26 protein-coding genes and 1 riboswitch are annotated in these 26,290 nt (G+C 51.0%); of the genes, 16 read left to right on the top strand and 10 right to left on the bottom strand.

Going from position 1 to position 26,290, the window contains the following annotated elements; genetic code table 11:
• Together KHQ09_RS01750 and KHQ09_RS01745 are read left to right on the top strand one after the other, a co-directional pair.
• Window positions 1–1,329: a YjiH family protein gene (locus KHQ09_RS01750; RefSeq protein WP_213600200.1), complete on the top strand. Its 1,329-nt coding sequence runs from the start codon at window positions 1–3 to the stop codon at window positions 1,327–1,329.
• Window positions 1,330–1,893 carry a HutD/Ves family protein gene (locus KHQ09_RS01745; RefSeq protein ID WP_238481522.1) on the top strand — a complete coding sequence of 188 codons (564 nt, stop codon included), beginning with the start codon at window positions 1,330–1,332 and terminating at the stop codon, window positions 1,891–1,893. It begins immediately after the preceding gene.
• Here the strand turns inward: KHQ09_RS01745 and KHQ09_RS01740 are convergent.
• The 5 genes from KHQ09_RS01740 to KHQ09_RS01720 form a co-directional block, all read right to left on the bottom strand.
• Window positions 1,842–2,396 carry a gluconokinase gene (locus tag KHQ09_RS01740; RefSeq protein WP_213600199.1) on the bottom strand — a complete coding sequence of 185 codons (555 nt, stop codon included), beginning with the start codon at window positions 2,394–2,396 and terminating at the stop codon, window positions 1,842–1,844. The genes KHQ09_RS01745 and KHQ09_RS01740 overlap by 52 nt on opposite strands.
• A 15-nt stretch (window positions 2,397–2,411) precedes the next feature.
• A complete protein-coding gene (locus KHQ09_RS01735) occupies window positions 2,412–3,428 on the bottom strand; it encodes an ABC transporter substrate-binding protein (RefSeq protein WP_213600198.1) in 1,017 nt (338 codons plus the stop codon).
• A gap of 10 nt (window positions 3,429–3,438) precedes the next feature.
• Window positions 3,439–4,188: an ABC transporter ATP-binding protein gene (locus tag KHQ09_RS01730; protein WP_213600197.1), complete on the bottom strand. Its 750-nt coding sequence runs from the start codon at window positions 4,186–4,188 to the stop codon at window positions 3,439–3,441.
• A complete protein-coding gene (locus tag KHQ09_RS01725; RefSeq protein ID WP_213600196.1) occupies window positions 4,185–5,006 on the bottom strand; it encodes an ABC transporter permease in 822 nt (273 codons plus the stop codon). The genes KHQ09_RS01730 and KHQ09_RS01725 overlap by 4 nt, the downstream gene beginning before the upstream one ends.
• A 110-nt stretch (window positions 5,007–5,116) precedes the next feature.
• A riboswitch (TPP riboswitch) is annotated at window positions 5,117–5,229 on the bottom strand.
• Between the two features lie 98 nt (window positions 5,230–5,327).
• Window positions 5,328–6,698 (bottom strand): aspartate aminotransferase family protein, encoded by a 1,371-nt coding sequence (locus KHQ09_RS01720; RefSeq protein ID WP_213600195.1) that lies wholly within the window; start codon window positions 6,696–6,698, stop codon window positions 5,328–5,330.
• A 392-nt stretch (window positions 6,699–7,090) separates the two neighbouring features.
• On the opposite strand from KHQ09_RS01720, the gene KHQ09_RS01715 reads away from it, so the two are divergent.
• The 5 genes from KHQ09_RS01715 (at window position 7,091) to KHQ09_RS01695 (ending at window position 13,755) form a co-directional block, all read left to right on the top strand.
• Window positions 7,091–7,768 carry a GntR family transcriptional regulator gene (locus KHQ09_RS01715; protein WP_116088453.1) on the top strand — a complete coding sequence of 226 codons (678 nt, stop codon included), beginning with the start codon at window positions 7,091–7,093 and terminating at the stop codon, window positions 7,766–7,768.
• A gap of 311 nt (window positions 7,769–8,079) precedes the next feature.
• Complete coding sequence (locus tag KHQ09_RS01710) at window positions 8,080–9,540, top strand: efflux transporter outer membrane subunit (protein WP_213600194.1); 1,461 nt, start codon at window positions 8,080–8,082, stop codon at window positions 9,538–9,540.
• A 28-nt stretch (window positions 9,541–9,568) separates the two neighbouring features.
• The gene (locus tag KHQ09_RS01705) at window positions 9,569–10,798 is read left to right on the top strand and encodes an efflux RND transporter periplasmic adaptor subunit (RefSeq protein ID WP_213600193.1); all 1,230 of its coding nucleotides are present in this window, start codon (window positions 9,569–9,571) and stop codon (window positions 10,796–10,798) included.
• Window positions 10,799–10,800: 2 nt separating this feature from the next.
• On the top strand, window positions 10,801–12,777 hold the full coding sequence (locus KHQ09_RS01700) for a MacB family efflux pump subunit (protein ID WP_213600361.1): 1,977 nt from the start codon (window positions 10,801–10,803) through the stop codon (window positions 12,775–12,777).
• A 300-nt stretch (window positions 12,778–13,077) separates the two neighbouring features.
• Window positions 13,078–13,755, top strand: a complete 678-nt coding sequence (locus tag KHQ09_RS01695) for an outer membrane protein (protein ID WP_022709602.1) — start codon at window positions 13,078–13,080, stop codon at window positions 13,753–13,755.
• Window positions 13,756–13,826: 71 nt separating this feature from the next.
• Here KHQ09_RS01695 and KHQ09_RS01690 read toward each other — a convergent pair whose 3' ends face one another.
• Genes KHQ09_RS01690 through KHQ09_RS01680 form a run of 3 tightly spaced genes read right to left on the bottom strand, consistent with a single transcriptional unit; the run spans window position 13,827 to window position 16,976 of the window.
• Window positions 13,827–14,933, bottom strand: coding sequence for an ABC transporter substrate-binding protein (locus tag KHQ09_RS01690; protein WP_238481521.1), 1,107 nt, complete (start codon window positions 14,931–14,933; stop codon window positions 13,827–13,829).
• The gene (locus KHQ09_RS01685; protein WP_213600192.1) at window positions 14,930–16,312 is read right to left on the bottom strand and encodes a sensor histidine kinase; all 1,383 of its coding nucleotides are present in this window, start codon (window positions 16,310–16,312) and stop codon (window positions 14,930–14,932) included. Before KHQ09_RS01685 ends, KHQ09_RS01690 begins: the two co-directional genes overlap by 4 nt.
• Entirely contained in the window at window positions 16,302–16,976 is a 675-nt protein-coding gene (locus KHQ09_RS01680; RefSeq protein ID WP_151159535.1) for a response regulator transcription factor, read from the bottom strand. Before KHQ09_RS01680 ends, KHQ09_RS01685 begins: the two co-directional genes overlap by 11 nt.
• Window positions 16,977–17,198: 222 nt before the next feature.
• Between KHQ09_RS01680 and KHQ09_RS01675 the strand changes: the two genes are divergently transcribed.
• From KHQ09_RS01675 to KHQ09_RS01655, 5 genes are all read left to right on the top strand, one after another.
• Entirely contained in the window at window positions 17,199–18,170 is a 972-nt protein-coding gene (locus KHQ09_RS01675) for a Bug family tripartite tricarboxylate transporter substrate binding protein (protein ID WP_213600191.1), read from the top strand.
• Window positions 18,171–18,391: 221 nt separating this feature from the next.
• Window positions 18,392–18,850, top strand: coding sequence for a tripartite tricarboxylate transporter TctB family protein (locus tag KHQ09_RS01670; RefSeq protein WP_213600190.1), 459 nt, complete (start codon window positions 18,392–18,394; stop codon window positions 18,848–18,850).
• Between the two features lie 48 nt (window positions 18,851–18,898).
• Window positions 18,899–20,410, top strand: a complete 1,512-nt coding sequence (locus tag KHQ09_RS01665) for a tripartite tricarboxylate transporter permease (RefSeq protein WP_213600189.1) — start codon at window positions 18,899–18,901, stop codon at window positions 20,408–20,410.
• Between the two features lie 130 nt (window positions 20,411–20,540).
• A complete protein-coding gene (locus tag KHQ09_RS01660; RefSeq protein ID WP_213600188.1) occupies window positions 20,541–20,696 on the top strand; it encodes a hypothetical protein in 156 nt (51 codons plus the stop codon).
• Window positions 20,697–20,745: 49 nt separating this feature from the next.
• Window positions 20,746–21,255 (top strand): hypothetical protein, encoded by a 510-nt coding sequence (locus KHQ09_RS01655; RefSeq protein ID WP_213600187.1) that lies wholly within the window; start codon window positions 20,746–20,748, stop codon window positions 21,253–21,255.
• A gap of 168 nt (window positions 21,256–21,423) precedes the next feature.
• Here the strand turns inward: KHQ09_RS01655 and KHQ09_RS01650 are convergent, their stop codons facing one another.
• Entirely contained in the window at window positions 21,424–22,620 is a 1,197-nt protein-coding gene (locus KHQ09_RS01650; protein WP_213600186.1) for a tyrosine-type recombinase/integrase, read from the bottom strand.
• Between the two features lie 225 nt (window positions 22,621–22,845).
• Between KHQ09_RS01650 and KHQ09_RS01645 the strand changes: the two genes are divergently transcribed.
• From KHQ09_RS01645 to KHQ09_RS01635, 3 genes are read left to right on the top strand one after another with little or no spacing between them, the layout of a single operon-like run.
• Entirely contained in the window at window positions 22,846–24,120 is a 1,275-nt protein-coding gene (locus KHQ09_RS01645) for a Y-family DNA polymerase (protein ID WP_213600185.1), read from the top strand.
• The gene (locus KHQ09_RS01640) at window positions 24,120–24,374 is read left to right on the top strand and encodes a hypothetical protein (protein ID WP_075656814.1); all 255 of its coding nucleotides are present in this window, start codon (window positions 24,120–24,122) and stop codon (window positions 24,372–24,374) included. Before KHQ09_RS01645 ends, KHQ09_RS01640 begins: the two co-directional genes overlap by 1 nt.
• Complete coding sequence (locus KHQ09_RS01635; RefSeq protein ID WP_170265255.1) at window positions 24,371–24,532, top strand: hypothetical protein; 162 nt, start codon at window positions 24,371–24,373, stop codon at window positions 24,530–24,532. The genes KHQ09_RS01640 and KHQ09_RS01635 overlap by 4 nt, the downstream gene beginning before the upstream one ends.
• A 44-nt stretch (window positions 24,533–24,576) precedes the next feature.
• Here the strand turns inward: KHQ09_RS01635 and KHQ09_RS01630 are convergent, their stop codons facing one another.
• Window positions 24,577–25,542 (bottom strand): DUF808 domain-containing protein, encoded by a 966-nt coding sequence (locus KHQ09_RS01630; RefSeq protein ID WP_075656815.1) that lies wholly within the window; start codon window positions 25,540–25,542, stop codon window positions 24,577–24,579.
• 324 nt (window positions 25,543–25,866) lie between these two features.
• Here KHQ09_RS01630 and KHQ09_RS01625 point away from each other — a divergent pair, with 324 nt between their 5' ends.
• Complete coding sequence (locus tag KHQ09_RS01625) at window positions 25,867–26,091, top strand: cold-shock protein (protein ID WP_075656816.1); 225 nt, start codon at window positions 25,867–25,869, stop codon at window positions 26,089–26,091.
• Window positions 26,092–26,290: the final 199 nt, after the last annotated feature.

The following is a 26,290-nucleotide window of genomic DNA, read 5'->3' as shown; positions in this document are numbered from 1 at the left end:
ATGACAGATACAACAATCGGCAGCAGCGGCGGCTCACGCGGCGGGGCTGCTCTCAAACTCATCTTTTTCAGTTTTATCGGCATTTTCTTTTTCTTTGTGCCGGTGACGATCGGCGGCAAATCCACCATTCTGCTCGACCATGCAGCGACCGCTATCGCCACACAATTACGGCCTGCGGCGCTGACTTTTGTCTGCCTGCTGATTGCCTATGGCGCGCTCAGCCCGTTTGTCCGCGGCACATGGAACAAGAACCTGACCGAGACGATTTTCTCCGTTTTGCGTGTGCTGGGTCTGGTGCTCACAATCATGTATCTCGCCGGTATCGGACCGGCATTGCTGTTTACGCCGGATATGCTGCCGTTTCTTTTTGACAAGCTGGTGCTCTCCGTCGGTCTGATTGTGCCGATTGGCGCCTTGGCACTGGCATTTCTGATCGGTTACGGATTGCTGGAATTTACCGGCGTGATTGTGCAGCCGGTAATGCGCCCGATCTGGCGCACACCAGGCTGGTCGGCTATTGATGCGGTGGCTTCTTTTGTCGGCAGCTATTCGCTGGCTTTGCTGATTACCGACCGCGTTTACCGCGAGGGCAAATATACCGCGCGTGAAGCGGCGATTGTTGCCACCGGCTTTTCGACTGTTTCAGCAACTTTCATGATTATTGTCGCCAAGACACTTAATCTGATGGATGCGTGGAACCTGTATTTCTGGACAACCTTCTTCGTGACTTTCATCGTTTCGGCAATTGTTGCGCGCCTGTGGCCGCTGGCCAAAATGGATCATCCGGCCACCCGCGACACACCGCTGCCGGAAGGTAAATCCCGCATCGCAACCGCGATTGATGCGGGTCTGGAACAGGCAGAAAAAGCGCCTCACATTCTGCCGATGCTGCGTGCAACTTTCCTCGACGGCTTGCGTATGGCCTCGATGATCCTGCCAAGCATTATGGCTGTTGGCCTGCTCGGCCTGCTGGCCTCCAAATATACACCGGTCTTTGATGTGCTGGGGCTCGCGCTCTATCCGTTCACATGGATTGCCCAATTGTCAGAACCAATGCTGGCGGCGAAATCCATGGCTTCAGGTCTGGCTGAAATGTTCCTGCCTGCCATCCTGCTGAAAGATGCCGATGTGACGCTGAAATTTGTGGCCGCGGTGGTTTCCGTCTCGCAGGTATTGTTTCTCTCGGCCTCTATCCCTTGTGTTCTTGCAACTTCAATCCCGCTCAAATTCCGTGATCTGATTGTGATCTGGTATATCCGCACGGCACTCAGCATTCTGCTGACAGCGCCTGTAGCTCTTTGGGCGGTTTCCAACGGCTGGTTACAGTAAATGCAGCTTCTCAAAAATCATCAACACCGCCGGATGCCGTGGAAAAACGGTGGCGGTGTTACCGTTGAAATCGCGGTTTTCCCTGCAGATGCGTCAGTCGATAATTTCGACTGGCGTATCAGTACCGCAACCGTGGCCAGTGACGGACCGTTTTCGGTTTTTACCGGCATCGACCGCACTCTGTCCGTACTGGAAGGCGACGGGATTATCCTGTCTGTTGAAGGGCTGGACGATCAGGAACTGAAAGGTGAAACACCGCCCTTTTCCTTCCCTGCCGACAGTCCGACCAGTGCGAAATTGCTCGGCTCTGCCATCGCCGATCTGAATGTGATGACACGGCGCGGGCGGTTTACACATCAGGTCAGTCGTCATCAGATTTCAGCTGAGACAGCTGTGTCCCTTTCCGGCGCAACCGTGCTGGTCTTTTGCAGCAGCGGTACAGTGCAGGCCGGTGAGATACAGCTTGAAGTCAATGATTGTCTGCGGTGTGAGCAATGCAGCAATGCAGAGCTTCAGCTTTCCGGTAGCGGCACAGTCTTTGTGATTGCGCTTAATCCAGCCTGATCAGCCAGCCATGTTTTGCAAGTCGCAATCATGGTGTTCACAGGCTGATCGCAGGACAGCATCAGTGTCGCCGGTTCGCCTTGCGGGTTTTCAAAACTGGCCAGCTGTGAAATGAGTAAAGATGCGGGCATGAAGTGCCCGTGTCTCGCCTGCAAACGCGCAGCAATCATGGCGGGATCGCAGGTCAGGCAAATGAAATATAAAGGCTGGCCGATCTGCTCACGCAGCAAATCCCGATAGGATTTTTTCAGCGCAGAACAACTCGCCACCGCACCTTCAGGTAATGTTAAAATCTGCTCGGAAATCGCCTGAAGCCAAGGCAGGCGGTCAGCATCATCCAACGGCTCACCCGCCTGCATTTTCGCTATATTGGCAGTCGGATGCAGATCGTCGCCTTCAATAAAAACCAGTGCCAATGTCTGCGCCAGAGCACCGGCCAGAGTAGACTTGCCGGAACCGGAGACGCCCATCACAATAATACGCACCGGTTCCTGCTTGCTCATTCATTGTTCCGTTATTTACGGCAGGAAATCATTGGTAAAATACGCGGAGAAATCCGGTTTTTCCTGCACAACAACACCTTCTTTATCATAGAGAATCTGTGCTTTAAATAAAAACTCGCCCATAGCATTCATGGTTTCAGGGTGCATTTTGCCGATTGTACCATCACTGTCACGCAGGAAATGCCCGTCATTGAGAGCCTTCAGCGAGGCGCGGATCAGCTTGTCATCGGTCAGCACATCCTGATTACCGCGAATGAGAATATCCGCCGCTTCATCCGGATGATCGGCAGCAAAGGCATAGCCGCGCTGTGTGGCACTCAGGAAGGCTTTTGCCGCATCCGAATTTTCACTGAGATATTTGCCTGATGAGACCAACAATGTCGTATGCTGATCCGGAACCCCATAATCAGAATAGCGGAATGCCCGCTGTTTCACACCTTCAAGCTCGTTTTTCACGCCTTCCCATGTCACGATTTCCAGCGTGAAATCCACCGCACCATTGGCCAGCGCCTCATAGGCCGAGGTGCCGAGTGTCACAATTTCAAACTCACCTTTACCACCATCAGCGCGGATCATACTGGCAATCATCCTGCGCTCCCAGTTGGAACCAAAACCGGCATAGGTTTTGCCGTCGAGGTCTTTCGGAGATTGAATATCCTGCCGGTCATCCATAAAGACCAGACGGCCGGTTTCATGCTGCACGACCGCATAGGTACCGACAAGATCAGCACCCGCAGTGCGCTGCGCAAACAGGCCGGTAGAGCCGACAATACCGAAATCCGCCGCACCACTGGCGACCAGCACACCCGCTGATGTATCGGAATAAGGCAGGATCGTTACATCAAGCCCCGCTTCTTTATAAAAACCCTGATCGCGGGCAATGAACATGCCGATATGATTGGTGTTCACTGTCCAGTCGAGGGCGACAGTCACTTTCGCCGGATCTTTGGCGAAAGATGTGACCGGCAGCAGGCTCATTGCACCGGACAGAGCCAGTGCGGATAACAGGCGGCGGCGATTGAGAATTGCCATGATTATTTCCTTACAAATTCAGGAGGAGATCTAAGATTTCAGCTTCCAGCACGGCAGCTTTTTCCAATGCGGTTTTGTGCATAGAGTCCCGTCTCGGGCGCGGCAGATCGACAGTCACCTCATGCACAACCCTGCTGGGGCGTGCCGACAACACATAAATCCGGTCGGAGAGATAAACGGCTTCACGCACATCATGGGTAATCAGCAATGCCGTCCAGCGATGGCTCTGCCACATACTCTCCAGCCAGTGCTGCATCGAAGCGCGGGTCAGAGCATCCAGCGCACCGAAAGGCTCGTCCAGCAGCAGCATTTTGCGTTGCTGGACAACTGTGCGCAGCAAAGCTGCCCGCTGGCGCATACCGCCTGACAACTCCGCCGGATAGGCCTGCTCAAAACCGGCAAGGCCAAATTCCTCAAACAATGGCTCAGCTAATTGGCGGGCATCCTTGCGGCTCATGCCCTGCACTTCCAGCCCCAGCGTGGCATTATCTATCATCCGTCGCCACGGCATCAGCGCATCGCGCTGTGGCATGAAAGCGAAAGCATCGCGTGCCTGTGCCAATGGTGCCCCGTCAAACATGATGCGCCCTTGCGAGAGCTGTTCCGCACCGGTCAGCAGATTGAAAATCGTCGATTTTCCGGCACCGGACGGTCCTAAAACCGAGACAAATTCCCCTTCAGCCACATGAAGGGAAATATTGCGCAGAACTTCCAGAGAGCCAAAGGACTTGGCGACGGATTGCAATTGCAGACGTGTCATTGCCCTGCCCCCCGCTCTGTTTTCAGCCACGGGGCGACCCATTTCTGCATCAGCAATGTCAGACCAAACAGGCTCAAAGTCAGCGTAGCACTGATAAATACGGCAGCCAGCACGAGATCAGGCCGGAAGTTGTTTTTGGCATTGAGAATATAGATGCCCAGCCCTTTCAGCGCGCCCGCATATTCAGCAAATATCGCACCGACAACCGCATAGGTAATCGAGATGCGTAAGCCGGCGAAGAAGTAAGGCAAAGCCGAAGGAATGCGCGCTAAGCGGAAAATCGTCCATCTGCCTGCGCCCATTGAGGCCAGCAAATGCTCTATCTCTTTATCCGTCGCGGCATAGCCCTGCACCAGTGCCACCAGCATCGGAAAAAACGTAACCAGAGAGACCAGCAGAATTTTCGGCAGTAAACCAAAGCCGAACCACAGCACAATCAAAGGCGCAATGGCGATCAGCGGCAGGGTCTGGCTGATAATGAAAACCGGAAACAGTGCCCGCCGCAACAGAATATACCGGTCGATCAGCACAGAGAGCAGACAGGCGGTGATGACAGAACAGCTGAAGCCGATCAGCGTTGCGCGGATTGTCGGCAGCGTATTGTCCCACAAAGCCTGACGATGCAAAAACATCTGCTGCAGAATCCGGCTTGGTGCAGGCAAGACGGAAGGTGCGATGCCTGACAGCGCGACATAGCTTTCCCAGAACAGAAAGATCGCACTGACCGACAAGATGGCGGGCAGAAATGTAACGATATAATCAGACGATTTGCGTGCAGATTGCGAGCAATCTGCAGCGGCAGCTTGATAAACAGACATGACAGAATTCCGGTGACAAGAATACGGGTGAAACTTGCAGTGAATTCTTCAGGTCAGCCGGAGATAGCCCGCCGGAATTGCCGTGACAGTATTAAGGGAAATTTGTGCGCCAGAAAACATGGTCCGCCTCGCTCCGCTAGTATTACCCAGATCAGCTTTAGGGTCCGCCAGTTTGACACTAGCATCTCAGCCCCGGCACTACGGAGCCCCCCTGTGGATGCGCGAGATTAAGCACATATTGCAGTCGTTTGAAAGGGTATAAATAAAAACGGCGCATATGATTGCTCACATGCGCCGTTTCATTCCAAATTTCAGAAGAAATTACTTCTTCACTTCAGCAGCCACTGTATCCAGTGCCTTGGCAAAAGCGCCGACCATTTCATCAACCTGCTTTTCATTGATGATCAGCGGCGGGCAGAATGCGACAGTGTCCAGCATATTGCGGCAGATAACACCATTGTTCAGCAGCGCAGCATTTGCCATCAGGCCAAGATTACCAGCTTTTTCAAGCGGTTCTTTGGTCTGCTTGTCAGCAACCAGTTCAACCGCTGCGATCAGGCCCTTGCCGCGTACTTCACCCACAAGCGGATGGTCTGCCAGTTCACGCAGACGCTTCTGCATATGCGCGCCGACTTCACGGGCATTATCAACCAGATTATTTTCTTCAATAATCTTGATATTTTCATTGGCAACAGCTGCGGCAACCGGATGCGCACCGCCGGTATAACCATGGCCGAAAGTACCGATACGATTGCTCTCGTCAGCCAGTGGTGCAAAGACTTTTTCATTCACTACAAGTGCCGAGATCGGCAGATAAGAAGATGAAAGCTGCTTGGAAAAGACCATAATATCCGGCTGCATTTTGAAGGTCTCGGAACCGAACATATTGCCGGTACGGCCGAAACCGCAAATCACTTCATCCGCAATCAGCAGAATGTCATATTTTTTCAGAACAGCCTGAATTTTACCCCAGTAGCTGTCCGGCGGTACCACAACACCACCGGCACCCATGATCGGCTCACCGATAAATGCAGCAATGGTATCAGGGCCTTCTGCCAGAATCATTGCTTCCAGATCAGCAGCCATGCGGTCGGTGAATTGTTCTTCCGTTTCACCCGGCAGCGCCTCGCGCCAGTAGTGCGGGCAGGATGTGTGCAGAATATTGGCAATCGGCAGATCGAAAGACATCTGGTTTGCAGGCAGGCCGGTGAGGCTTGCAGCAGCAATGGTCACACCATGGTAACCGCGCTTGCGGCTGATGATCTTTTTGCGCTGCGGCTGGCCGAGTGCATTGGAACGGTACCACAGCATTTTAATCGCGGTATCATTGGCCTCGGAGCCGGAATTGGTGAAAAACGCCTTGCTCATCGGCACCGGCGCCATGGTCACCAGCTTCTCCGCCAGATCAATCACAGGGCCGTGGGATTTATGGCCGAAATTGTGATAATAAGGCAGTTTCTGCATCTGTTTGGTGGCAGCATCCACGAGACGCTGTTCCGAGAAGCCTACGCCCACGCTCCACAGACCGGCCAGACCTTCAATATAGCGCTTGCCGTTATTGTCCTCGACATAGATCCCGTCACCTTTTTCAAGGATCATCGGTCCGATTTCCTGATGACGACGCGCATTCGTATAGGAATGAAGGTGATACTGAATATCACGCGCTTCAGGTGAATTCGGCTGCTTATCCATAGTTCCCTACCTGGTTTATTTCAGAACGGTTTTTGTTTTCCGAACCGGAAACCGTTCATCGCTTTGCTCGGCGCAGTTCTAAGCTAAAACCGGTTCCGCTTTTGGCTTAAAATTGCTCTGAAATTTCTCCGCTGAAGCGATGATCTGAAATAAAATCCCGCCTCCCATTTGATGCATCATGTTTTTTATATAATAGTTTGTCAAGCATATCGCAGAGCCCAATTTATTGTTGCGACAGGCCTGATAAACAGCGTAATCAATAACATTGCCGTGATTTTATTCATGGTTATGATGAGTCATTTTATTCGGAACATTTCCGGCAAAACAGGGCCGGATATGGGGTGAGATCATAAAAACAGAACAGTTCGCTCACTGCGGGGGACATATCTTGCATGAATGGCATTTCAGAACTTCAGACACTTGAACACCATAATCTCGGCGAAATCGTCTATCGCAAACTCTCTCAGGCGCTGATGCGCGGACAATTCGCGCCGGACACAAGACTGACAATCCGTGAATTGGCGGCATCACTGGGGACCAGTGTTACGCCCGTACGCGATGCATTGCTGCGGCTCATTCAAGACGAAGCGCTGATTCAGAAAACACCGCGGGATATTCGCGTGCCGGTGTTGGATCAGAAAAAATATGAGGAAATCCGTTCCATCCGCGTGCGCCTTGAAGGACTTGCCGCCAGACAGGCGGCACAGCAGGCCAGTAAAAAAGACATAGCCCGCCTCTGGAAACTGGTCGAAGATAATGACAAGGCAATGAAAAAGCAGCTCTGGGGCGATGCACTGGCAATGAACCATATTTTCCATTCGGCCTTGGTGGAAGTCGCCGACATGCCGGTGCTCAATTCCATCATCAACCGGCTATGGCTGCAAATGGGGCCACTGATTGCCGATGCCTATAAACATGGCGGACGGGCAATGATTGATGACCATTATAAAATCGTGGAAGCGATTGAAAATCGCGATGCGGATGCTGCGGAGGCAGCAATCGCTCATGATATTCTGACAGCCAGCGATCTGATTATCAGCCGCATCCGCTTGCACAGTCCGGACAGCTGATCCACAATCTTTTTCAGGCTGAACGGTTTGCCCTGACAAAATCCTGACAATTCATTTGCCTGTTATGCACAGTCAGCGGATTTATCATTACAAATCGTTAAGCTTGGTAAAAAAACAGTTTTCTTGCTTTTTTTCATCGCCAAGCTGTGACAAGACTGCAAGCACGGCATGACAGCCGGTGTTTGTCAGGAGTATGTTTTATCTCTCCGGTGTCTTGATTTTATCGCATTGTTGCGCGCATCCGGTGAGAATACCGGGCGGGTGCGGCAATGCTCCGGCTGTTATTTATATTTCAGGGATATTGCCATTTCATGACTGTGCTGTTTTTGCGTCTGGCAACGTTGAGCATAACGCTTCCGGCTCTCGCGTCCTGTGTCGCTGTCGGCCCCGACTATCAGACCCCGTCCACTTTATTGCCCGCTTCCTGGAGCGGACAAAAATCTGCACCAGCCAAACCGGCGCAACTTGCACAATGGTGGAAACGTTTCAATGATCCGGTGCTGGACAATCTGATCGGTCAGGCTGTGCAAGGCAATAATGATGTTGCGCTGGCAAAAGCCAAAATCCGCGAAGCCCGTGCCTCCTATCAGCAGGCCGGCGGCGCTTTATACCCTGTGCTTGACGGTTCAGGCAGTGCGAAGCGCTCCAAGAGCGGCGATAGCGGTGAAAGCACCGGTCTCACTGCCGGTTTGAACACCAGCTGGGAGCTTGATCTCTTCGGCGCCAATCTCCGCTCCGTGGAAGCCGCGCGCTATGGTCTGGATGCCGAGCAGGAAAATATGCATGCGGTTCTGGTGACCATGATCGGTGACATTGCCAGCAATTATGCGGAGTTGCGCGGATTGCAGGCACGCATTGCATTGACTGAACGCACCGTAAAATCTCAGCGCAAAACCGCTGAACTGACCCGTGCACGATTTAATGCCGGCGATATTTCCGAAGTTGATCTGGCCAATGCAGAAGGACAGACAAGCAGTACGGAAGCGCAAATTCCGGAACTGAAAACCGCCTATGCGAAGAGCCTGCATCGCCTGTCGGTATTGACCGGTCAAGCGCCGACTGCACTGACCGCTATGCTTGAAAAAACGAAGCCTGTTCCTGCGGTTCCGGCAATCGTGACGGCCGGTATCCCCGCCGATTTATTGCTGAACCGTCCTGATTTGCGGGTTGCAGAGCGCAATTATGCACGCTCCACTGCGGTCATCGGTCAGAGACAGGCGGCTCTCTATCCGAGTGTCAGCCTCACCGGTAATATCAGCACTGCGGGAGCGCGGATCGGCGATCTTGGAAAAGGCTCCACAATCAGCTGGGGTTTTGGTCCGAGCCTGACCGTTCCGTTGTTTAAAGGCGGTCAGCTCAATGCCGCAGTCGATGTTGCAAAAGCCAGCCGCGATCAGGCCTTTATCAGCTATCGCAAGGCTATTCTGACCGCTTTGGAAGAAGTTGAAAATGCCAGCGTGTCGCTTAATCAGCGGCGTATTCAATATGCCAAGACACAAAAAGCTGTACAGTCTTACCGGCGGGCAACGGAGCTTTCCCGTGCGCTCTATGAGAGCGGCTCCACGAGTTTCCTTGATCTTCTGACATCCGAGCGTTCGCTTTATTCAAATGAAGGCAGCCTGATTCAACTCAGGGTCAGCCTGTTGCAGGATTATATCAATCTGCAAAAAGCTCTGGGTGGCGGCTGGAACGGCACCATTATAACAGACAAAGCTGAAATTCAGGACGGCTATACAGGGCCGCATCTGGTAACCAAAAAAAGAATACCCTGAAATGAAGTTTCAGGCTGATGAGGTATAGATGAACGGTAGTTCCAAAAAGAAACGCAGTTTTGCTAAAAAATGGCTCTTCTGGTTGCTTGCAATCGCAGGACTAGCTGCTGTTCTCTATTACTTCACTGCGGATTATTTCAAGACTGCAACCCCGCAGATTATGACTTATACGGTGCGCAAGGGTGATATTGAAACCACAGTCCTTGCCACCGGCATTCTCAAACCTGCACGACTGGTGGCTGTGGGTGCACAGGCTTCCGGCCGTGTGCTGAGCCTCAATGTTAAAGCCGGACAGCTGGTGAAAAAAGACGATCTGATTGCTCAGATTGACGCCACCACCCAGCAGAATGATCTGCGGAAGGCAAAAGCGGAAGAAGTTCGCAATCAGGCAGACCGTGAAGATAAAATTGCCCAGCTGGAACTGGCCAAACAGGATCTGACCCGTCAGCAGCAGATGGTATCGCGCAATGCCATTTCGCGCGCCGATTATGACAAAGCCGTCAAAGCCGTTAAATCCGCCGAAGCGCAGATCGCATTAAGCGATGCGCAAATTGTAGTGTCTAAAATCGCAGTTGAAACGGCTGAAGCCAATCTCGGCTATACGCAAATCCGTGCGCCGATTGATGGCACAATTCTGGCCACTGTTGTACAGGAAGGCCAGACGGTGAACGCTGTGCAATCGGCACCAACCATTGCCATTATCGGCCAGCTCGACACCATGACTGTTGAGGCCGATATTTCTGAAGCCGATGTGGTGAATGTCAAAGAAGGGCAGGATCTTTATTTCACAATCCCCGGCCAAAGTAACAAGCGTTACACAGCCGAATTGCAGATTCTGGAACCCGCGCCGCAATCCATCGTCAGTGATAAGAGTTTTGGCGGCACCAGTGCGGCGAGCAGCAGTACCAGCACAGCCTCAGCCATTTACTACAAGGGTATTTTTGACATTGCCAATCCTGACGGTGTGCTGAAAACCTATATGACTGCTGAAATTCATATCATTCTGGGGCAGGCTGATAATGTTTTGCTGATCCCTTCCACCGCACTGTCTGAGGCTGACGAAAAAGGCAAAGTCACGGTGCGGGTGATGGAGCCAAACGGGACTATCAGCGAAAAACCGGTCGAAACCGGCCTGAATGACAAGGTTCTGGTTGAGATTGTCTCCGGCCTGAAAGAAGGCGAGAAAATCGTCACCGGCGACAGTGCCGGCGGACCGGCAGTTCCGCGCAGCCGCCGCGGCCGTTCCATAAGGTTCTGATGATGGATAAGCCGCTGATTACCCTCGAGCATCTTTATCGTCATTACCCTTCTGGCGACGGTTTCACCACTGTGCTGAAAGATGTCAATCTGACAATCGGCCATGGTGAAATGGTGGCAATTGTCGGTGCCTCCGGCTCCGGCAAATCCACTTTGATGAATATTCTGGGCTGTCTCGACAGACCTTCCGAGGGCAAATATTTCATCTCCGGACGGGAAACTTCCGATCTTGATGCCGATGAACTCGCCCAGCTGCGGCGCGAGCATTTCGGCTTTATTTTTCAACGCTATCATCTGCTTAACGAGCTGAGCGCTGTCGGCAATGTGGAAATCCCCGCAATTTATGCCGGTCAAAACCGTGAAGACCGGCAACAACAGGCCGTTCATATACTCGCCCGGCTCGGCATGGGAGACCGGACTCATCACCGCCCCGGCCAGCTTTCCGGCGGTCAGCAGCAACGCGTTTCCATCGCCCGTGCACTGATCAATAATGCCGATGTTATTCTTGCCGATGAGCCGACCGGCGCTCTGGACAGCCATAGCGGTGAAGAAGTTCTGAAAATCCTTGAAGAGCTGCACCGCGAAGGCAAAACGATCATCATCGTGACCCATGACCGCAATGTCGCCGAGCGGGCGCAACGGATCATTGAGATCAGCGACGGGGAAATCATCTCCGACACTACCCGCGACGAGAAGGCTGCAACAGCGCAGGCACCTGAGAGCGACATTGCCGCCACAACGAGTGCAGGCAAAGGCGGGCACTCATCGCTGGGCACATTGGCCGACCGTTTCAGCGAAGCTTTTCTGATGGCACTGCGCTCGATGAATGCGCACCGGCTGCGCACTTTTCTGACAATGCTCGGTATTATTATCGGCATTGCTTCGGTTGTCTGTGTTGTGGCACTCGGTAAAGGCTCACAAAAGCAGGTGCTCGACCAGATCAGCAGTCTCGGTACCAATACGCTGGAGATTTTCCCCGGACGCGGCTTTGGCGACCGTATGTCTGCCCGCATCACCACTTTGACGATTGATGATGCCAATCAGCTTGCCAAACAGCCCTATATTATGGCCGCAACGCCTACGGTTTCCACACCGGCGACAGCACGTTTTGGCGGCGTGGAAGCAAATGCCCTGATTAATGGTGTCAGCGACCAGTATTTTGTCACCCGCGGCAGTAAGATTGCTGAAGGACGCTTTTTTGACGAGCAAAGCGTTCAGGATATCGCGCTGGATGCAGTAATTGACGAGAATACGCGCAAAACCCTGTTCGCGAATTTCCACGGCAGTCCGGTCGGCCAGATTATCATTCTCAAAAATGTACCTGTCAGAATTGTCGGCATCATGCAGCCGGAGCAAGGCGGGTTCGGCTCCAGCGAAAACCTGTCCATCTATCTGCCCTATACCACAGTGCAGACCCGTATGACCGGTTCACGCGTTTTGCGCAGCCTCACATTGCGCATCAGCGATGATACGTCTCCTGAATTGGCCGAAAAAGCCGTCACCGCTTTTCTGATCCAGCGACATGGTGAAGAGGATTTCACGATCCTGAATACCAATGATATCCGCAAAACCATCACCAGCACAACGCAGGCACTCACCCTGCTGGTCTCAGCGATTGCGCTGATTTCGCTGCTGGTCGGCGGTATCGGCGTGATGAATATTATGCTGGTTTCCGTTTCCGAGCGGATCAATGAAATCGGTGTGCGGATGGCTGTCGGCGCAAGACGCAGCGATATATTGCAGCAATTCTTGATCGAAGCCGTACTTGTCTGTCTGATCGGCGGCTTTCTCGGTATTATGGTGGCAATGGGCTTCGGCTGGCTGTTCAGACAATTCAATACACCATTTGAACTGATCTATTCGCCATTCTCAATCATCGCCGCATTTATCTGCTCAAGCCTGATCGGGATTTGTTTCGGCTTCCTGCCCGCGCGCAATGCCTCCAAGCTTGACCCTGTGGCAGCTCTTGCCCGCGACTGATTTTTCGCAGAGCGCCACTTTTGGTTGTAAAAGTGGCGCTGCAATTATCTTTCTTTTACCATAAATTCAATTGTCAAAAATTTTCACAGAATTTTCTGCCCGATAAATAAATAACGCCTATTCCACAGAGATAATCCCCATAGAATAAAAACATATAATTAGAGAATTTTTGCTCAAACATTGAATTTATTGCTCTATAATAATCAAATTAAATCAAAAATTTGAGTTGCATTTTTACTACATTATTTTTATTAACTTGAAAATATGCTTATGGCTCATGCTTTCATAAGGAGTCATTGCGTGAAAAATAAATTTTTACTTTTAACGGCTGCGTTTTTTATTTCGAATATCAATATTTCTCATGCAGCTGATGTCGTTTACAATAGCCCTGAAGCACCTGCCTATGATGAATCCTCAATCTGGGGTGGTGCCTATATCGGCGGTCAGGTCGGGTATAATTGGGCAAAGACAAAGCTATACGGCTATAATAGCGATCTATCTGCAAACTCAAACGGCTTTATGGGCGGTCTTTATGCCGGTTATAACTGGGAGTTTTCAAATGCTTATTTATTCGGCCTTGAAGGCGACATTAATTATTCTGATCTGAGCAAAGATAGCGATATTCTCATCGGCACACGTAATTATGTCTGGAACAGTCGCGTTGAATGGGAAGGCGCGCTCCGCGCCCGTTTTGGTATCAATTATGAACGCTGGCTGCCTTATGTCGCCGGTGGTGTGGCTTTTGCAGGTATTAAACATAATCTGACAACCGGAAACACCGATCTCGGCACAACATCCAATACCAATGTCGGCTTCACACTCGGTGCGGGTGTTGATTATGCGCTGACCAATAATCTGTTGCTGCGTGCGGAATATCGCTACAGCGACTATGGTAAAAAAGGTATCGACGATAATGATCTGGTGGAAGCAAAACTCACCACCAACAATATACGGCTGGGTATAGCCTATAAATTCTAAGACCTCAGCTCTCAAAACAGCATCTCCGGAATACTCAATCAATATTCCGGAGATTTATTATTCTGCTACCCTCACGGCTCCAGCGATGCTGGCAGCATTGCATCCTGCCAGTCACCGATAAAACGCTGTCTGCGCATCTGATCCTGCGCTGCCAGCAAGGAAGGTCCGATCCGTATCGGCCTGCCAATGCCCGATGTCAGCAAAGATCCCGGTGCATTAATGTCTGACGGCGGCACACCATCCCATGGGAATGATATCCCTTCCTGCAACGCAACCGCTTTTCCTTGCGGTGAAAGCAGATAATCCAGAAAACTTTCCCCGAGGCGGTAGTTTTTTGCGTAACGTGGCAATAAGATACCCCTGCTGAGAATATGCGTATAATCCCGCATCATCGTGATGCGTAATTTGGGATTCCGCTTTTGCGCGGCATAGGCATAAGAGCCCAGAATATTATAACCGATATAGAGCTCGCCGCTTTCCAGCCTGCGAAGCACATCATTATTGCAACAATATAATGCACTCTCTGTCCGGCTCATGCTTTCCAGCAACCGCCCGTAGGTCGCGGATGCCTGCTGGGCATCAAGAAAAGCAAGTAAATAACCTATGCCGGATGTCCGCAAATCATAGGTTCCGACACGGCGGAAATAATAATCATTTTTCCTGCGCAGCAGATCGGCAAGTTCGCCATGTGTTGCAGCCATTTCATCCGGTGCCACATAATCGCTGTTATAGACCAGAACGGCCGGTTCAAAAGTGAAGCCGTAAACTTCATTGCGCCACTGCGTCCACTCAGGAACATTGACTGTATATTGCGACTGATAGGATCGGGCGCATCCGTCATTGGCGAGTTTGACCAGATGATCGACAGAGGATGATAAAATAACATCAGCAAAAGATGTTTTAGCCATACAGGCCGCATCCGCATCCTCGTAAAGATCATTGGTTACACGATCATTATAGGCAACAGCTATATCCGGTCTTTGCTTTTGAAAGTCCCTAATTAAAGGCGCAATCGCAGCTGTATCCATCGCTCCGCTGATTTGCAGGCGCTCTGTTTCCGGTTTCAGCGCAGGAAACAGGCTGAATGTCCCTTCAGACGAACTGGCAGGAGATGCAACACTTGTCGCAAACCAAACTGCCAGTACAGATAAATTCAGAGCTTGATATTTGCGCATCATGCGTCCTGCCCCAGCGGAATATCGAGAATGACACAGAAATTGCTATGCGCGGTTTTCTCCCTGAAGCGGATCAGACCGCTATGGGCGGTTGCAACTTCCGAAGCGATGGCAAAGCCCAGACCGGAATTACCCTCATGCGGTTTCGACGTTATGAAGCGCTCAACAACATGATGCCATTTTTCAGGCGGGATACCATCCCCGTCATCAGAGACTTCCACCAAAGCACGGCCGTTTTCTGCGGAAACCCTGACCGCAAGTTCGGCCTTACTGCCATGGCGCAGGGCATTGTCGATAATATTGGCAATTGCCTCGCGCAGACTGACAATATCCCCCGCTACCGGCACTTGCTTTTGCGCAGCCTCAAATGACACAACAATATCAGGATTAACTGTCACCGGCACAGCCATGCGGAAAGCCTGTCTGGCAACAATGACCAGATCTGTCTTTTCCAGATGAACAGTTCCTGCCCTGTGAATGACCATGGCATGATTGAGCAACTGCCCCGTCAGCCTTGATAATTCCGCGATGCGAACGCGCATACGTTGCAGGGAATGTTGCGCATTCGCAGGTAGGGTTTCGGTTTCCAGCATATCTGCCTGCGCGGCCAAAGCTGTCAGCGGCGTGCGTATCTGATGTGCCGCATCAGCAATAAAGCGCTGTAGCAGCATCACCCTCTGATCGAGCCGGTTCATAAAATGATTGATCGAACCGATAAACGGCTTCATCTCGGTCGGTATATCAAGATCAAGTGGGGTCAGATCCTGCGGATCACGTTTATGCAGCGCGCTGCCAAGCGCCCCCACGGGTTGCAGCGAATAACGTATCGCCAGAATTCCGGCAATCAGTGCCAAAAAACTCATCAGAATAACAAGCAAAATCGCACGGCTGGTAATCTCCTGTGTCAGCGCATTTCTGGCTTCGGTTGTTTGCGCCACCAGCACATAGGCCCAGCCGGATAAAGGCGGATCTGACAAAACACGGGAGACAACCACCAGACGCACAGGCGTGTCGCGATAAACATCATTAAGAAAAACCGGCCCTGTCCGCGCCGCAGTATAATCAATATAACCGGCCAGATCGCGATAACCCGTCAGGGTCTGCCCTTCCGTATCAATCAGGCGGTAAAAGATACGGTCTTCCTGTGAAAATCCCAGCAATTCAAAGGCCGAAACCGGCAGACTGGCATTCAGCTTGCCATCCTCGATGGACAGGCTGCCTGCCATTTGCAAAGCAGCACCGAGCAGCAGACGATCATAGGTCTGGCTGGCAGCACTGCGTCCGTAATACCATGCAGCTGTGATAAGCAAGGCCGCGCCGATAGTCAGAATGATCGTGACCCGCAGAACCAGCCTGCCAAAAAGCGAATGTTCACGTGCCATTATCTGCAACCATCTGGTAGCCGATGCCACGCTGCGTAATGATCCTGACGCGCGCTCCCTCAATCTTTTTTCTCAGACGGCTGATATAAAGCTCAACAGCATTGCTGTTTACCTCTTCATCAAAACCGTAGAGATGATCCATCAGCTCACCCTTGCTGAACAACCGCCCCGGCCTTGAGAGCAGCAATTCTAATATTGCGATTTCACGCCTTTTCAGCTGAATTTCTTTTGTACCGACCGATACCGAACGGCTTTGCCGGTCAAGAATAAGATCGCCACAGGTGATGAGATTGGTGGCACCGCCGTTTTTACGACGTAACAGCACCCTGATACGAGCCTCAAGCTCACGAAAATCAAAGGGCTTCACCAGATAATCATCCGCGCCGATATCCAGCGCTCCAACACGGTCTTCAACCTCGGAACGCGCCGTCAAAATCAGCACCGGCGTCATATTACCGGTCTTACGGATATGTTTCAGTATCTCGAAACCGTTCATGCCGGGCAGCATAACGTCGAGAATAACCAGATCATATTCGGTAAAGCCGAGAATTTCCGCAGCCACAGCGCCGTCTGTTTGCCAGTCAATCAGGTGACCGGTTTTTTGCAGGCGCTGGCTGATTGCCTCCCCGACATCAGTTGTGTCTTCCACCAAAAGAATGCGCATGGTGCCGAGTTAACATGAGAAAAGCGCAGCGCACAAGAACGAGAAAATCTATTTTCGGTGACAGTCTCATGACAGGTTCATATGGAAGTTTCGCCCGATCACAGACTGGGAGGAATGTCTGTGATGCCGGCTGCTGCGGTCTTCATACCGCAATGTAAAACTGCCGGTTGTCGTTCAGATATTGCGAGGAACCGCCAGCAGAGCGGATGAGAGGGAGCGCATATGAAACATCTATTTATCGGTGTATTGGCCGTTGCCGGAGTGGCTTTCACTGCGGGAGCAGGTGCTCAGGCTGAACCGTCAAAACCGGAATGTCTCGCGGGGGCGAAGCCAGGCGGCGGTTTTGATCTGACCTGCCGTCTGGCAGCAAATGCACTGCTGGCGACAAAAACAATCAATAAACCAATGGCTGTCACCTATATGGAAGGCGGCGTCGGCGCAGTTGCTTATAATCATGTCATCGGCAAACGCGCAGCCGATAATAATATGATCGCAGCAGCCTCCACCGGCTCGGCACTGCTGATCGCACAGAGCAAATTTGGTAAATATGATGAAAGTGCCGTCCGCTGGCTTGGTGCGCTCGGCACAGATTACGGCGTGCTGGTTGTGGCGGCAGATTCCCCTTACAAAAACCTTCAGGAACTGATTGCCGCCTATAAAGAAAACCCATCTGACTTCGCCATTGCAGGCGGTGGCGCAGTCGGCTCGCAGGACTGGATGAAGGGTTCGCTGTTGGCCAAAAATGCCGGTCAGGATCCGAAACAAATGCGCTATGTCGCGCTTGAAGGCGGCGGCGCGGTACTGACAGCTCTGGAAGGCGGTCATGTCAAAGTCGGCGCCGGTGATGCTGCGGAAATGTCAAAACATCATGCCGCAGGCAAAGTGCGTATTCTTGCGGTGATGGCACCGGAGCGTCTGCCGGGTGATCTCAAAGATGTGGCAACTGCCCGCGAACAGGGCGTTGAAATCGACTGGCCGGTCTGGCGCGGTTACTATGTCGGCAAAGATGTTTCCGATGCTGATTATAAATGGTGGGTCGATGCTTTTGCCAAAATGGCAGAAACGCCGGAATTTGCGCAAGAGCGTGAAGCCCGCGGCCTTTATGCCTATACCCAGATCGGGCAGGCTTTTGACGATCAGGTTAAAGCTGACGTAGCACGCTTTAAAACACTGGCCAAAGAAGCAGGTATGTAAACGCAGCCTTGCGGGTGGCGCGGCCTCCATTCCGTGCCGCCTGCATAGCGGCTCCGCACCCTGACTGATCCCGCATCCTGTGTCTTTGCCAGTATTGCAGGACCAATCTGTTTCACTTCTAAACTTCTCTGGTTGTGTCCGGATATGCATCAGCATCTTCGCAAAGCCATGAACAAATTATGCGGCAACCGCCTTACCAGCGGCGATGCAGGAGGCAATTTATGTCCGAAAACTCAGTCAATTCAAAACGTACAGGACTTATTTATGCGGCCTGTTTTCTGGTGCTGGCCGTGGTTTACGGTATCGGTGGCAGTCGCATTGACTATGCTTTTGCGTCAGATCCTCTCGGACCGCGGGTCGTGCCGGTGATGCTGGCAGTCATTCTCGGGTTGCTGTGTTTCTTTTATCTCAGAAATCCGGGTGAGGCTGAAGATTTTCCGCGCGGAGCCACATTGTTGCGGGTACTGGCCGTGCCCCTGACACTGGTTGTGGCCGTGCTGATGCTTGAAACCGCAGGTTTTCTGCTGACCGTATTCTTCATCGTTACCGTAATTGCAGCCCTGTTTGGCGCACCGCTGAAATTCGCACTGGCAGGTGGCGCAGTACAAGCCCTGCTCTGGTGGTTTGTGTTCTCCTATTTGCTCGAAGTCTATCTGCCCAAGGGCATTGTTTTTGGCTGATTGGCCGTATCTCAGCCGGCCATTTTTCCGCCGAAAGGAATTTCTCACATGAATCTTGATTATCTCTGGAACGGTTTTGCCGTTGCCCTCACAACACAAAATCTTCTCATCGGCCTGATCGGTGCTTTTATCGGCACTATAGTCGGCGCCCTGCCCGCCATCGGCCCCATTAACGGCATCGCTCTGCTACTGCCGATTGCCTATACAATGGGTCTGCCGCCGGAAAGTACGATGATCCTGCTGGCAGCCATTTATTGCGGTGCAGAATATGGTGGTCGTATTTCCTCAATCCTGCTCAATGTCCCGGGTGATGCCGGTGCGGTGATGACTGCGCTGGACGGAAACCCGATGGCGCGTCAGGGACGTGCCGGTGAAGCGCTGATGCTGTCCGGACTGGCCTCATTCGTCGGTGGTATGATCGGCGCAACAGGGCTGGCACTTTTTGCACCGCTGCTATCCGGTATTGCGATCGGCTTTGGTCCGGCCGAATATTTTGTACTGATGGTGTTTGCCTTTGCCACACTCGGCTCCATGGTCGGTTCACAACCTGCCAAAACACTGATCGGCTGTGTACTTGGTCTGATGCTGGCAACTGTCGGTCTCGATGCAACCTCCGGTGCCTATCGCTTCACCTTCAATGAACCCGAACTCGGCGATGGTATTGAATTTGTTGTGCTGGTGATTGGTCTCTTCTCGATCTCCGAAGCATTGCTCATTCTGGAAAATCAGGCCAAAGGCCATACTGTCATCCGCAATATGGGACGTATGTTTGCCCGCTGGAGTGATGTTGTTCGCTCAACCGGCGCAACATTGCGTGGCTCTTTCATCGGCTTCATCGTCGGCGTTTTGCCCGGAACCGGCGCATCCGTTTCCAGTGCTGTTTCCTATACAACTGAAAAACGTATCTCCGACACGGAGGGTACTTTCGGTAAAGGCGATGTCCGCGGCCTTGCGGCACCGGAAGCGGCGAATAATGCAACAGCCTGCGGTGCCTTTGTGCCAATGCTGACGCTGGGTGTTCCGGGATCAGGCACCACTGCCGTTATGCTCGGCGCGTTGATGCTCTATAATATTCAGCCGGGCCCGATGCTGATTGCCGAACGCCCTGAAATTGTGGGCGGTCTGATTGCCTCCCTGTTCATCGGTAATATTCTGCTGCTGTTACTCAACCTGCCGCTTGTCAATATATTTGCGCGTCTTCTGACTCTGCCGAATTGGATTCTGGTACCGGGTATCCTCATCCTCTCAATTATCGGTGTCTATTCCAGTCATGCATCTGTCTTTGCAGTGCTGCTGATGCTTGCCATCGGCATGGTCGGCTGGCTGCTGCGTAAAGCGGGCTTCGATATGGCGCCGATTATTCTGGGCTTTGTGCTCGGCAATATGATGGAAGTGAATCTGCGCAATGCACTGGCCATCAGCGGCGGAGATATCTCCATCCTGTTCCAGAGTAAAATCTCGCTGATCCTCTGGATACTGGCCGCAGCCGTGGCAATTATTCCGGCGGTTCTCGCCCGCAGGGCACGCCAGAAAAAACGCCTTGCTGCCGATGTCGCCTGATTACGCAGCTTCAGAACAACAAGAGGGGGAGCAGATTTGCTCCCCCTCTTCATTTTCATAAGGCTTTGTCACTTTTTTATGTTACGGATTGGCTTGCTCCGGCAATTGCAAATCCTTTGAAGAGTATCTCATGTCACTGACTGATATTGTGTTTATCGTTATTCCGATTGTTGTCGCGATACTTATTGCCCTGTCGGTCAGTACAGGAAAATTGCGCAGAGAATATTATTGGGCGGTTATTCCTCTGGCCGCAATTGCGATGATTACGCTGCTGCTGACGGCTTGAATTGTTCCTGCCGCTTCAAACACATCAGCGGAATATTTTCGGATAAGTGATGCTCTCAACATTCTCTGTCATCATTCTGTGGACATTATATTTCTCGGTTCCCAAACCGCCAGAACCGGAAATGTGCAGCGCAGAAGACGGGGATCATGCTTTGTCTGAAAAGCAGATAGAAGCTTGGACGTTGCAGACAGCAAAATGCTCCTGCTTTCTCTCTCTGAAAGGCATAGAGCAGAGCGAGTTTTCAATGGTGGTTGTCAAAGCAACACCAGACCAAACGGTGCCGCTGTTATCAGCAATGCTGTCGGTTGTTCAGGAGTTTCCGGAAAATACCGGCCGCTATCCGGTTTTTATCAATGACCGCGAAATCAAAGCCGAAGCCATACCCCTCGCCGGTACATTAACGGTTGAGCTAAACGGGGAAGCGGACTGGATCAAACTGATCTCAACAGCAAAAAAGCTGGAAATCGGCCCTTATGATTTTGCATCTGCACAACCGGAAGCAGCCATGCAGGAGCTGACCGCCTGTTACAAATCACTCAGCGGAAAAGTACCGCACTGATTTTCACAGAAAGCCAAAACAAACGGAAAAGCGGTAAATAAAGAAGTTCAAAGCTAAGTAATGAGAAATAAGAGTGGTGCCCGGAGACGGATTTGAACCGCCGACACGCGGATTTTCAATCCTATTTGAATCATTGTTTTTAAACAATAATTTTATAAATATGTTACGTTATGTTGCATCTCTTAGCAATGCATTTTGAGCTAATGCCAGTTCGTCAGTTGCGTTATCAGATGGGAATAGGTGTCCATATACGTCAGCCGTAACATTGATTGTTGCATGCCCCATTCGTGATTGAACCACTTTTAACGGCATACCAAGGCCGCCATCCTCTTTGCGATTGATCAGCCATGAAGCAAAGAAATGACGCGTGCTATGCAGACCAGAATATTTTGCTTCCAATATCGGCCGCCCATCCTCATCGAGTTTACCGGTGTTAAGAACAACGCCAGCCTTAATTTGCGTTGGCGCCCAGCCGCGTCGACGAATGTTCGCTAAACTTTCGACCGTTCCAGCCCCCGTTGGGAAGCATAGATTTAATGCTCCGTGCGGGCATTCTTTTTTCCATTCTTTCATTGCATCAATTACAATTGGTGGCACAGGAATGGTTCGTTCACCTGCCTCAGATTTGGGAGCACCGATTTCATTAAACCGGTCTGCACGTTGGCTTACATGCACCTCACCTTTCTTCAGATTAACATCACTCCACCGTAAGCCTCGCAACTCAGACGCTCGCAACCCAGTGAAGATTGCCATCAAAAACAAAGGTCGCCACCTGCCTTCAAGTGCCATGACGATTGACCGGATCTCCTCTGTGGTTGGAATGTCCACCCCGACCTTCAGCTTGCCTTTCTTTCGTTTTTCAATACGGCGATCCGTACCGGAACTACGAGTTTTTGATTTTTCACGCACAACATTGCGAGCAACTAAACCCCGATCCTGTGCGTCTGACAACAATGAGCCGAGGCTCACCAATATCTTTCGAACCATTGCAGGAGAACGACCCTCATCACGCAATCTATCTTCGAATGCGCGTACCGCAGCGATATTTAATTTCGAAAGTTTGGTAGCGCCGATAAATGGAGAAATATGCAGATTTACATGCTGCGCATACTGATTAGCCGTAGAGCGCTCAAGCCCGCGCGCATCAACTGCAGACAGCCATAATTCGCCAGCCTTCTGAACAGTAACACTTTCAGATTCAGCAACGTGCGTACCATGACGAACCTCACCACGAACGGTCAAAAGGAAGTCATCGGCATCCTTTTTCCGAGTGAATTGCTTAAACCTCCGCTTGCCTTCACCGTCGCGGTACTCGGCAAGCCAGGCGTTCTTCCCGGATGGTAATGTTCGTTTTCGTAAAGCCATGGTTACACGCTATTTGACACGCAGAATGTATGCAACAGAAGGCGCCTATCAATTCGAATATGGGACGCTTAAACAGACGTTACTCCCGTAATTCACAACGTCTATTAGCTGTTTAGAATCTGTCTTGACTCTTCTTAAGATTGAGAACATTTGTAGAACAGAATTGAATTTTTAAAAACTTACCGACCTTTTGCGCACTCGTTTGCGCCACGGATTTGTTGTGCCATGCGTAAGCCAGAAACAATTGAACGTCTCTACCTCGACTTTGACGGCTTTTTTGCGAGTGTAGAACAGCAATGCGATAAGCGCCTGCGTGGTCGGCCTGTTGGCGTTGTGCCATTCGAAGGCACAGATCGTACGGCCGTAATCGCCTGTTCAAAAGAAGCGAAAGCCTATGGCGTCAAAAACGTCATGAAGATTAAGGATGCCAAAGCACTCTGTCCGGACCTGATTTTGGTCGGGCAGAAACCAGACCTGTATCGCCGCGCCCATAACGCCCTGCTCTGCGAGATTGAAACGGTTATCCCGATTGATACGGCTAAGAGCATTGATGAGTTAACCTGCATTTTGGATGAGCGCGGGCGGAGAGATCCGGAAGGCTTGGCACTTCAGATCAAGCAGAGAATTGGACAGAATATCGGGCCATACATCACAAGTTCAATCGGCTTCGCAGCCAACCGGCAGCTGGCAAAGATGGCCTGTAAAGCTGGTAAGGACGCCAGCAAGAAGGTTGGTCAGTATGGCAATGGTTTAGCAATCTGGCACCCGCATATGATGCCGGAGCCGCTGTTTAAGGTGAAGTTGGAAGATGTTCCGGGCGTTGGCCACAGCATGAAAATGCGGCTTGCTCATAGTCAAGTGATCACAACTGAGCAGCTCTACAATCTGCAGCCAAAACATATGCGCAAAATCTGGCGAAGTGTGAATGGTGAACGGCTGTGGATGGCGCTGCACGGCTACGACATTCAGGCCATGCCGCAGAAGCGTGGCATGTATGGCCATGCTCGTGTATTGCCGCCGGAGAGCCGTAGTATCAACGGAGCCTATGAGATTGCCCGTTTGCTCTTGGTCAAGGCTGGCAGGCGATTGCGGCGCGAGGAATACTATGCCAGCGGCTTGTGGCTCTGGATGGCAATTGATGGCGGCTCATGGTTCCGCACGATCAAAATGCCGACCGTGAATGATGAGCAAGCCATTATGACGGCGCATACAGCGCTTTGGGAATGCGCACGGAGAGAACTGCCGAGACGCACAACCATTTTCCGTGTCGGTGTTACCCTGATGGATTTGAGCGAGGCCAATGCCCGTCAGCTGGATATCTTCAACAATGATGATGCGATGCGGCAGAAATGGGAAAGAGCCAATGGCGCTATGGATGCGCTCAATTCCAAATATTCCAGCACGATTGTTCACATGGGTGAATGGAAGCCGCCAGCGGGTGGCCATGTCGGCGGTAAGATCAGTTATGTGCGCATCCCCTCTGCGGAGGACTTCTACTAATGGGCAACTGGAAAACAAACTACAGGGTCAGTGATTTATCTGACACTCAAAAGCTGGAAATGATCTGCAAGAAATGCAGCAGGCTTGTTTACATTAATAAGGCCACAATCTGCACAGCCAAAGGTCGTGAGCAGCTCTACCTGGATGAGATTGAGAAACGCGCACGATGCAAGGCACGGGGCTGCAAAGGTCAGATGCGTATGGCCATGGTTCGGCTGGATGAGATGTCCGGCTTCACCGGAGGGCTGGCATGAGCGACGATATCAAATTCCGCACATCCAAAGGTATTTATATCCATTATTGCTTACATAAAGGGTGCAAGAACTGGGGAGCCTACGGCTTCAAAGGTCGCTTCGGCACAGAGTGGTTTTGTTTCGAGCATAAGGACGATGGATTATACATGCCGAAATGAACCAACGGTTCAATCCTGTATCTTAAACAAATTTATGGAAATGCTCATTGATTTGTTTTGTTCATCACTAAGTTCCAAGTCGGAAAGAATATTTTTCCGACAACAGGGATTAAAAGTGAACCAAGTATAAAGCCGAATATACCATCGGAAAATGCAGTCACTAACCAGTTAGCCACAGCAGCAAAGGCTTCTGAAACCTTGCTTGATGCTAATGTCGCCAGATACTCTATGAATCCATTCGGCTGATGCATCCCCAATTCATGCATTCCGTGAATGAAAATATTCCCACCGACCCAAAGCATCGCTGCGGTGCCGATTACGGTCAGTAGCCACAATAATTTGGGAACAGAACGAACCGTCCAATGACCAAAAGCACGCGTCCAAGACAATCTGCCTTTTTTGGCTAGAAGCACACCAAAGTCATCAAGTTTAACGATTACAGCGACGACTCCATACACAAGCAGTGTTACCATAAGACCAACCAAGCATAATGTTACTAACTCAATCCATAAAGATCGGGATTCAATCATTGAGAGAGCTAACGTCATAATCTCGGCAGATAATATGAAATCCGTCTTCACTGCGCCTGAGACACGACTTTCTTCAAGCGCTGTAGGATCCTGAGCTTCATCAGTCTCACCGCTTTCGTGAGAATTTGAGGAAATTAGCTTATGCCAGATTTTTTCTGCGCCTTCGTAGCAAAGATACGCACCGCCAATCATTAGAAGCCCAGTCACCGCAACCGGAAAATAATAATCCAATGCTAATAAACCTGGTATGAGAAAGGCCTTATTTCGCAAACTCCCCATAGCTATTCGGGCGATCATAGGAAGTTCGCGAGCCGCAGTTATTCCGACAACATAATTTGGCGTTACTGCAGCATCATCAATAATAACACCAAGGGTTTTTGTGCCGGCACGCGTTGCATTGGCAGCAATATCATCGACAGAAGCTGCAGCTACCTTCGCGATGGCAGCCACATCATCTAAAAGCGCCAGCAAACCACTCATATCATTATCTCCAATGGAATAAATAAGAGTAGTTCACCGATAAAAATAAACAAGATTAGGAGTAGTTGATAAAGAGGGATTTACCGGCGGCGTTAGCACATGATCGTTCCAGCAACTACCAAATCAACAAACAACCAAAAGTAGATTTTTATAAAATAAAAACCAAAGGTTGACACAGGACAGCTAAGTACCTATATTTTTGATATCGATATTTGCTTGTTTAGCTTTGCTTTTAGCGCACACTATGCGCCTCTGACGAACCTTCCTTCAAAAAATCGCTATCACTTTCACGGCGTTCATACGCTGTGGTTTTCTATTATTGCTATGAAAGGGTTCGTTATGGCCACTGGCACAGTTAAATGGTTTAATTCTACAAAAGGCTTCGGCTTCATTCAGCCTGATGAAGGCAGCGCAGATGTGTTCGTTCACATTTCAGCTGTTGAGCGTGCTGGCATGCGTGAACTCGCAGAAGGCCAGAAAATCGGTTACGACTTAGAGCGTGATAACCGTTCCGGCAAAATGTCAGCCACCAATCTTCAGGCTGTATAATTTGGTATAACTCGACTTTGACCACGGATGTACTGGCACAGTTGAAAACATTACCGCGAGAGGTCAGACATTTTGTCTGGCCTTTTTTATTGACCCATATTTTTCTTTATCGTCGATCAAAAACTTCAACGATAATCAGGATGAGTGAAATCGCCAGCATATCCTTAACACTCACAGAATGCCGAGCATTGGCAGTTCT

Source organism: Pseudochrobactrum algeriensis, assembly GCF_018436245.1.
GTDB lineage: Bacteria > Pseudomonadota > Alphaproteobacteria > Rhizobiales > Rhizobiaceae > Pseudochrobactrum > Pseudochrobactrum saccharolyticum.
Note: the sequence above shows the minus strand (reverse complement) of the source record. Positions and strands in the feature narration are given on the sequence as shown.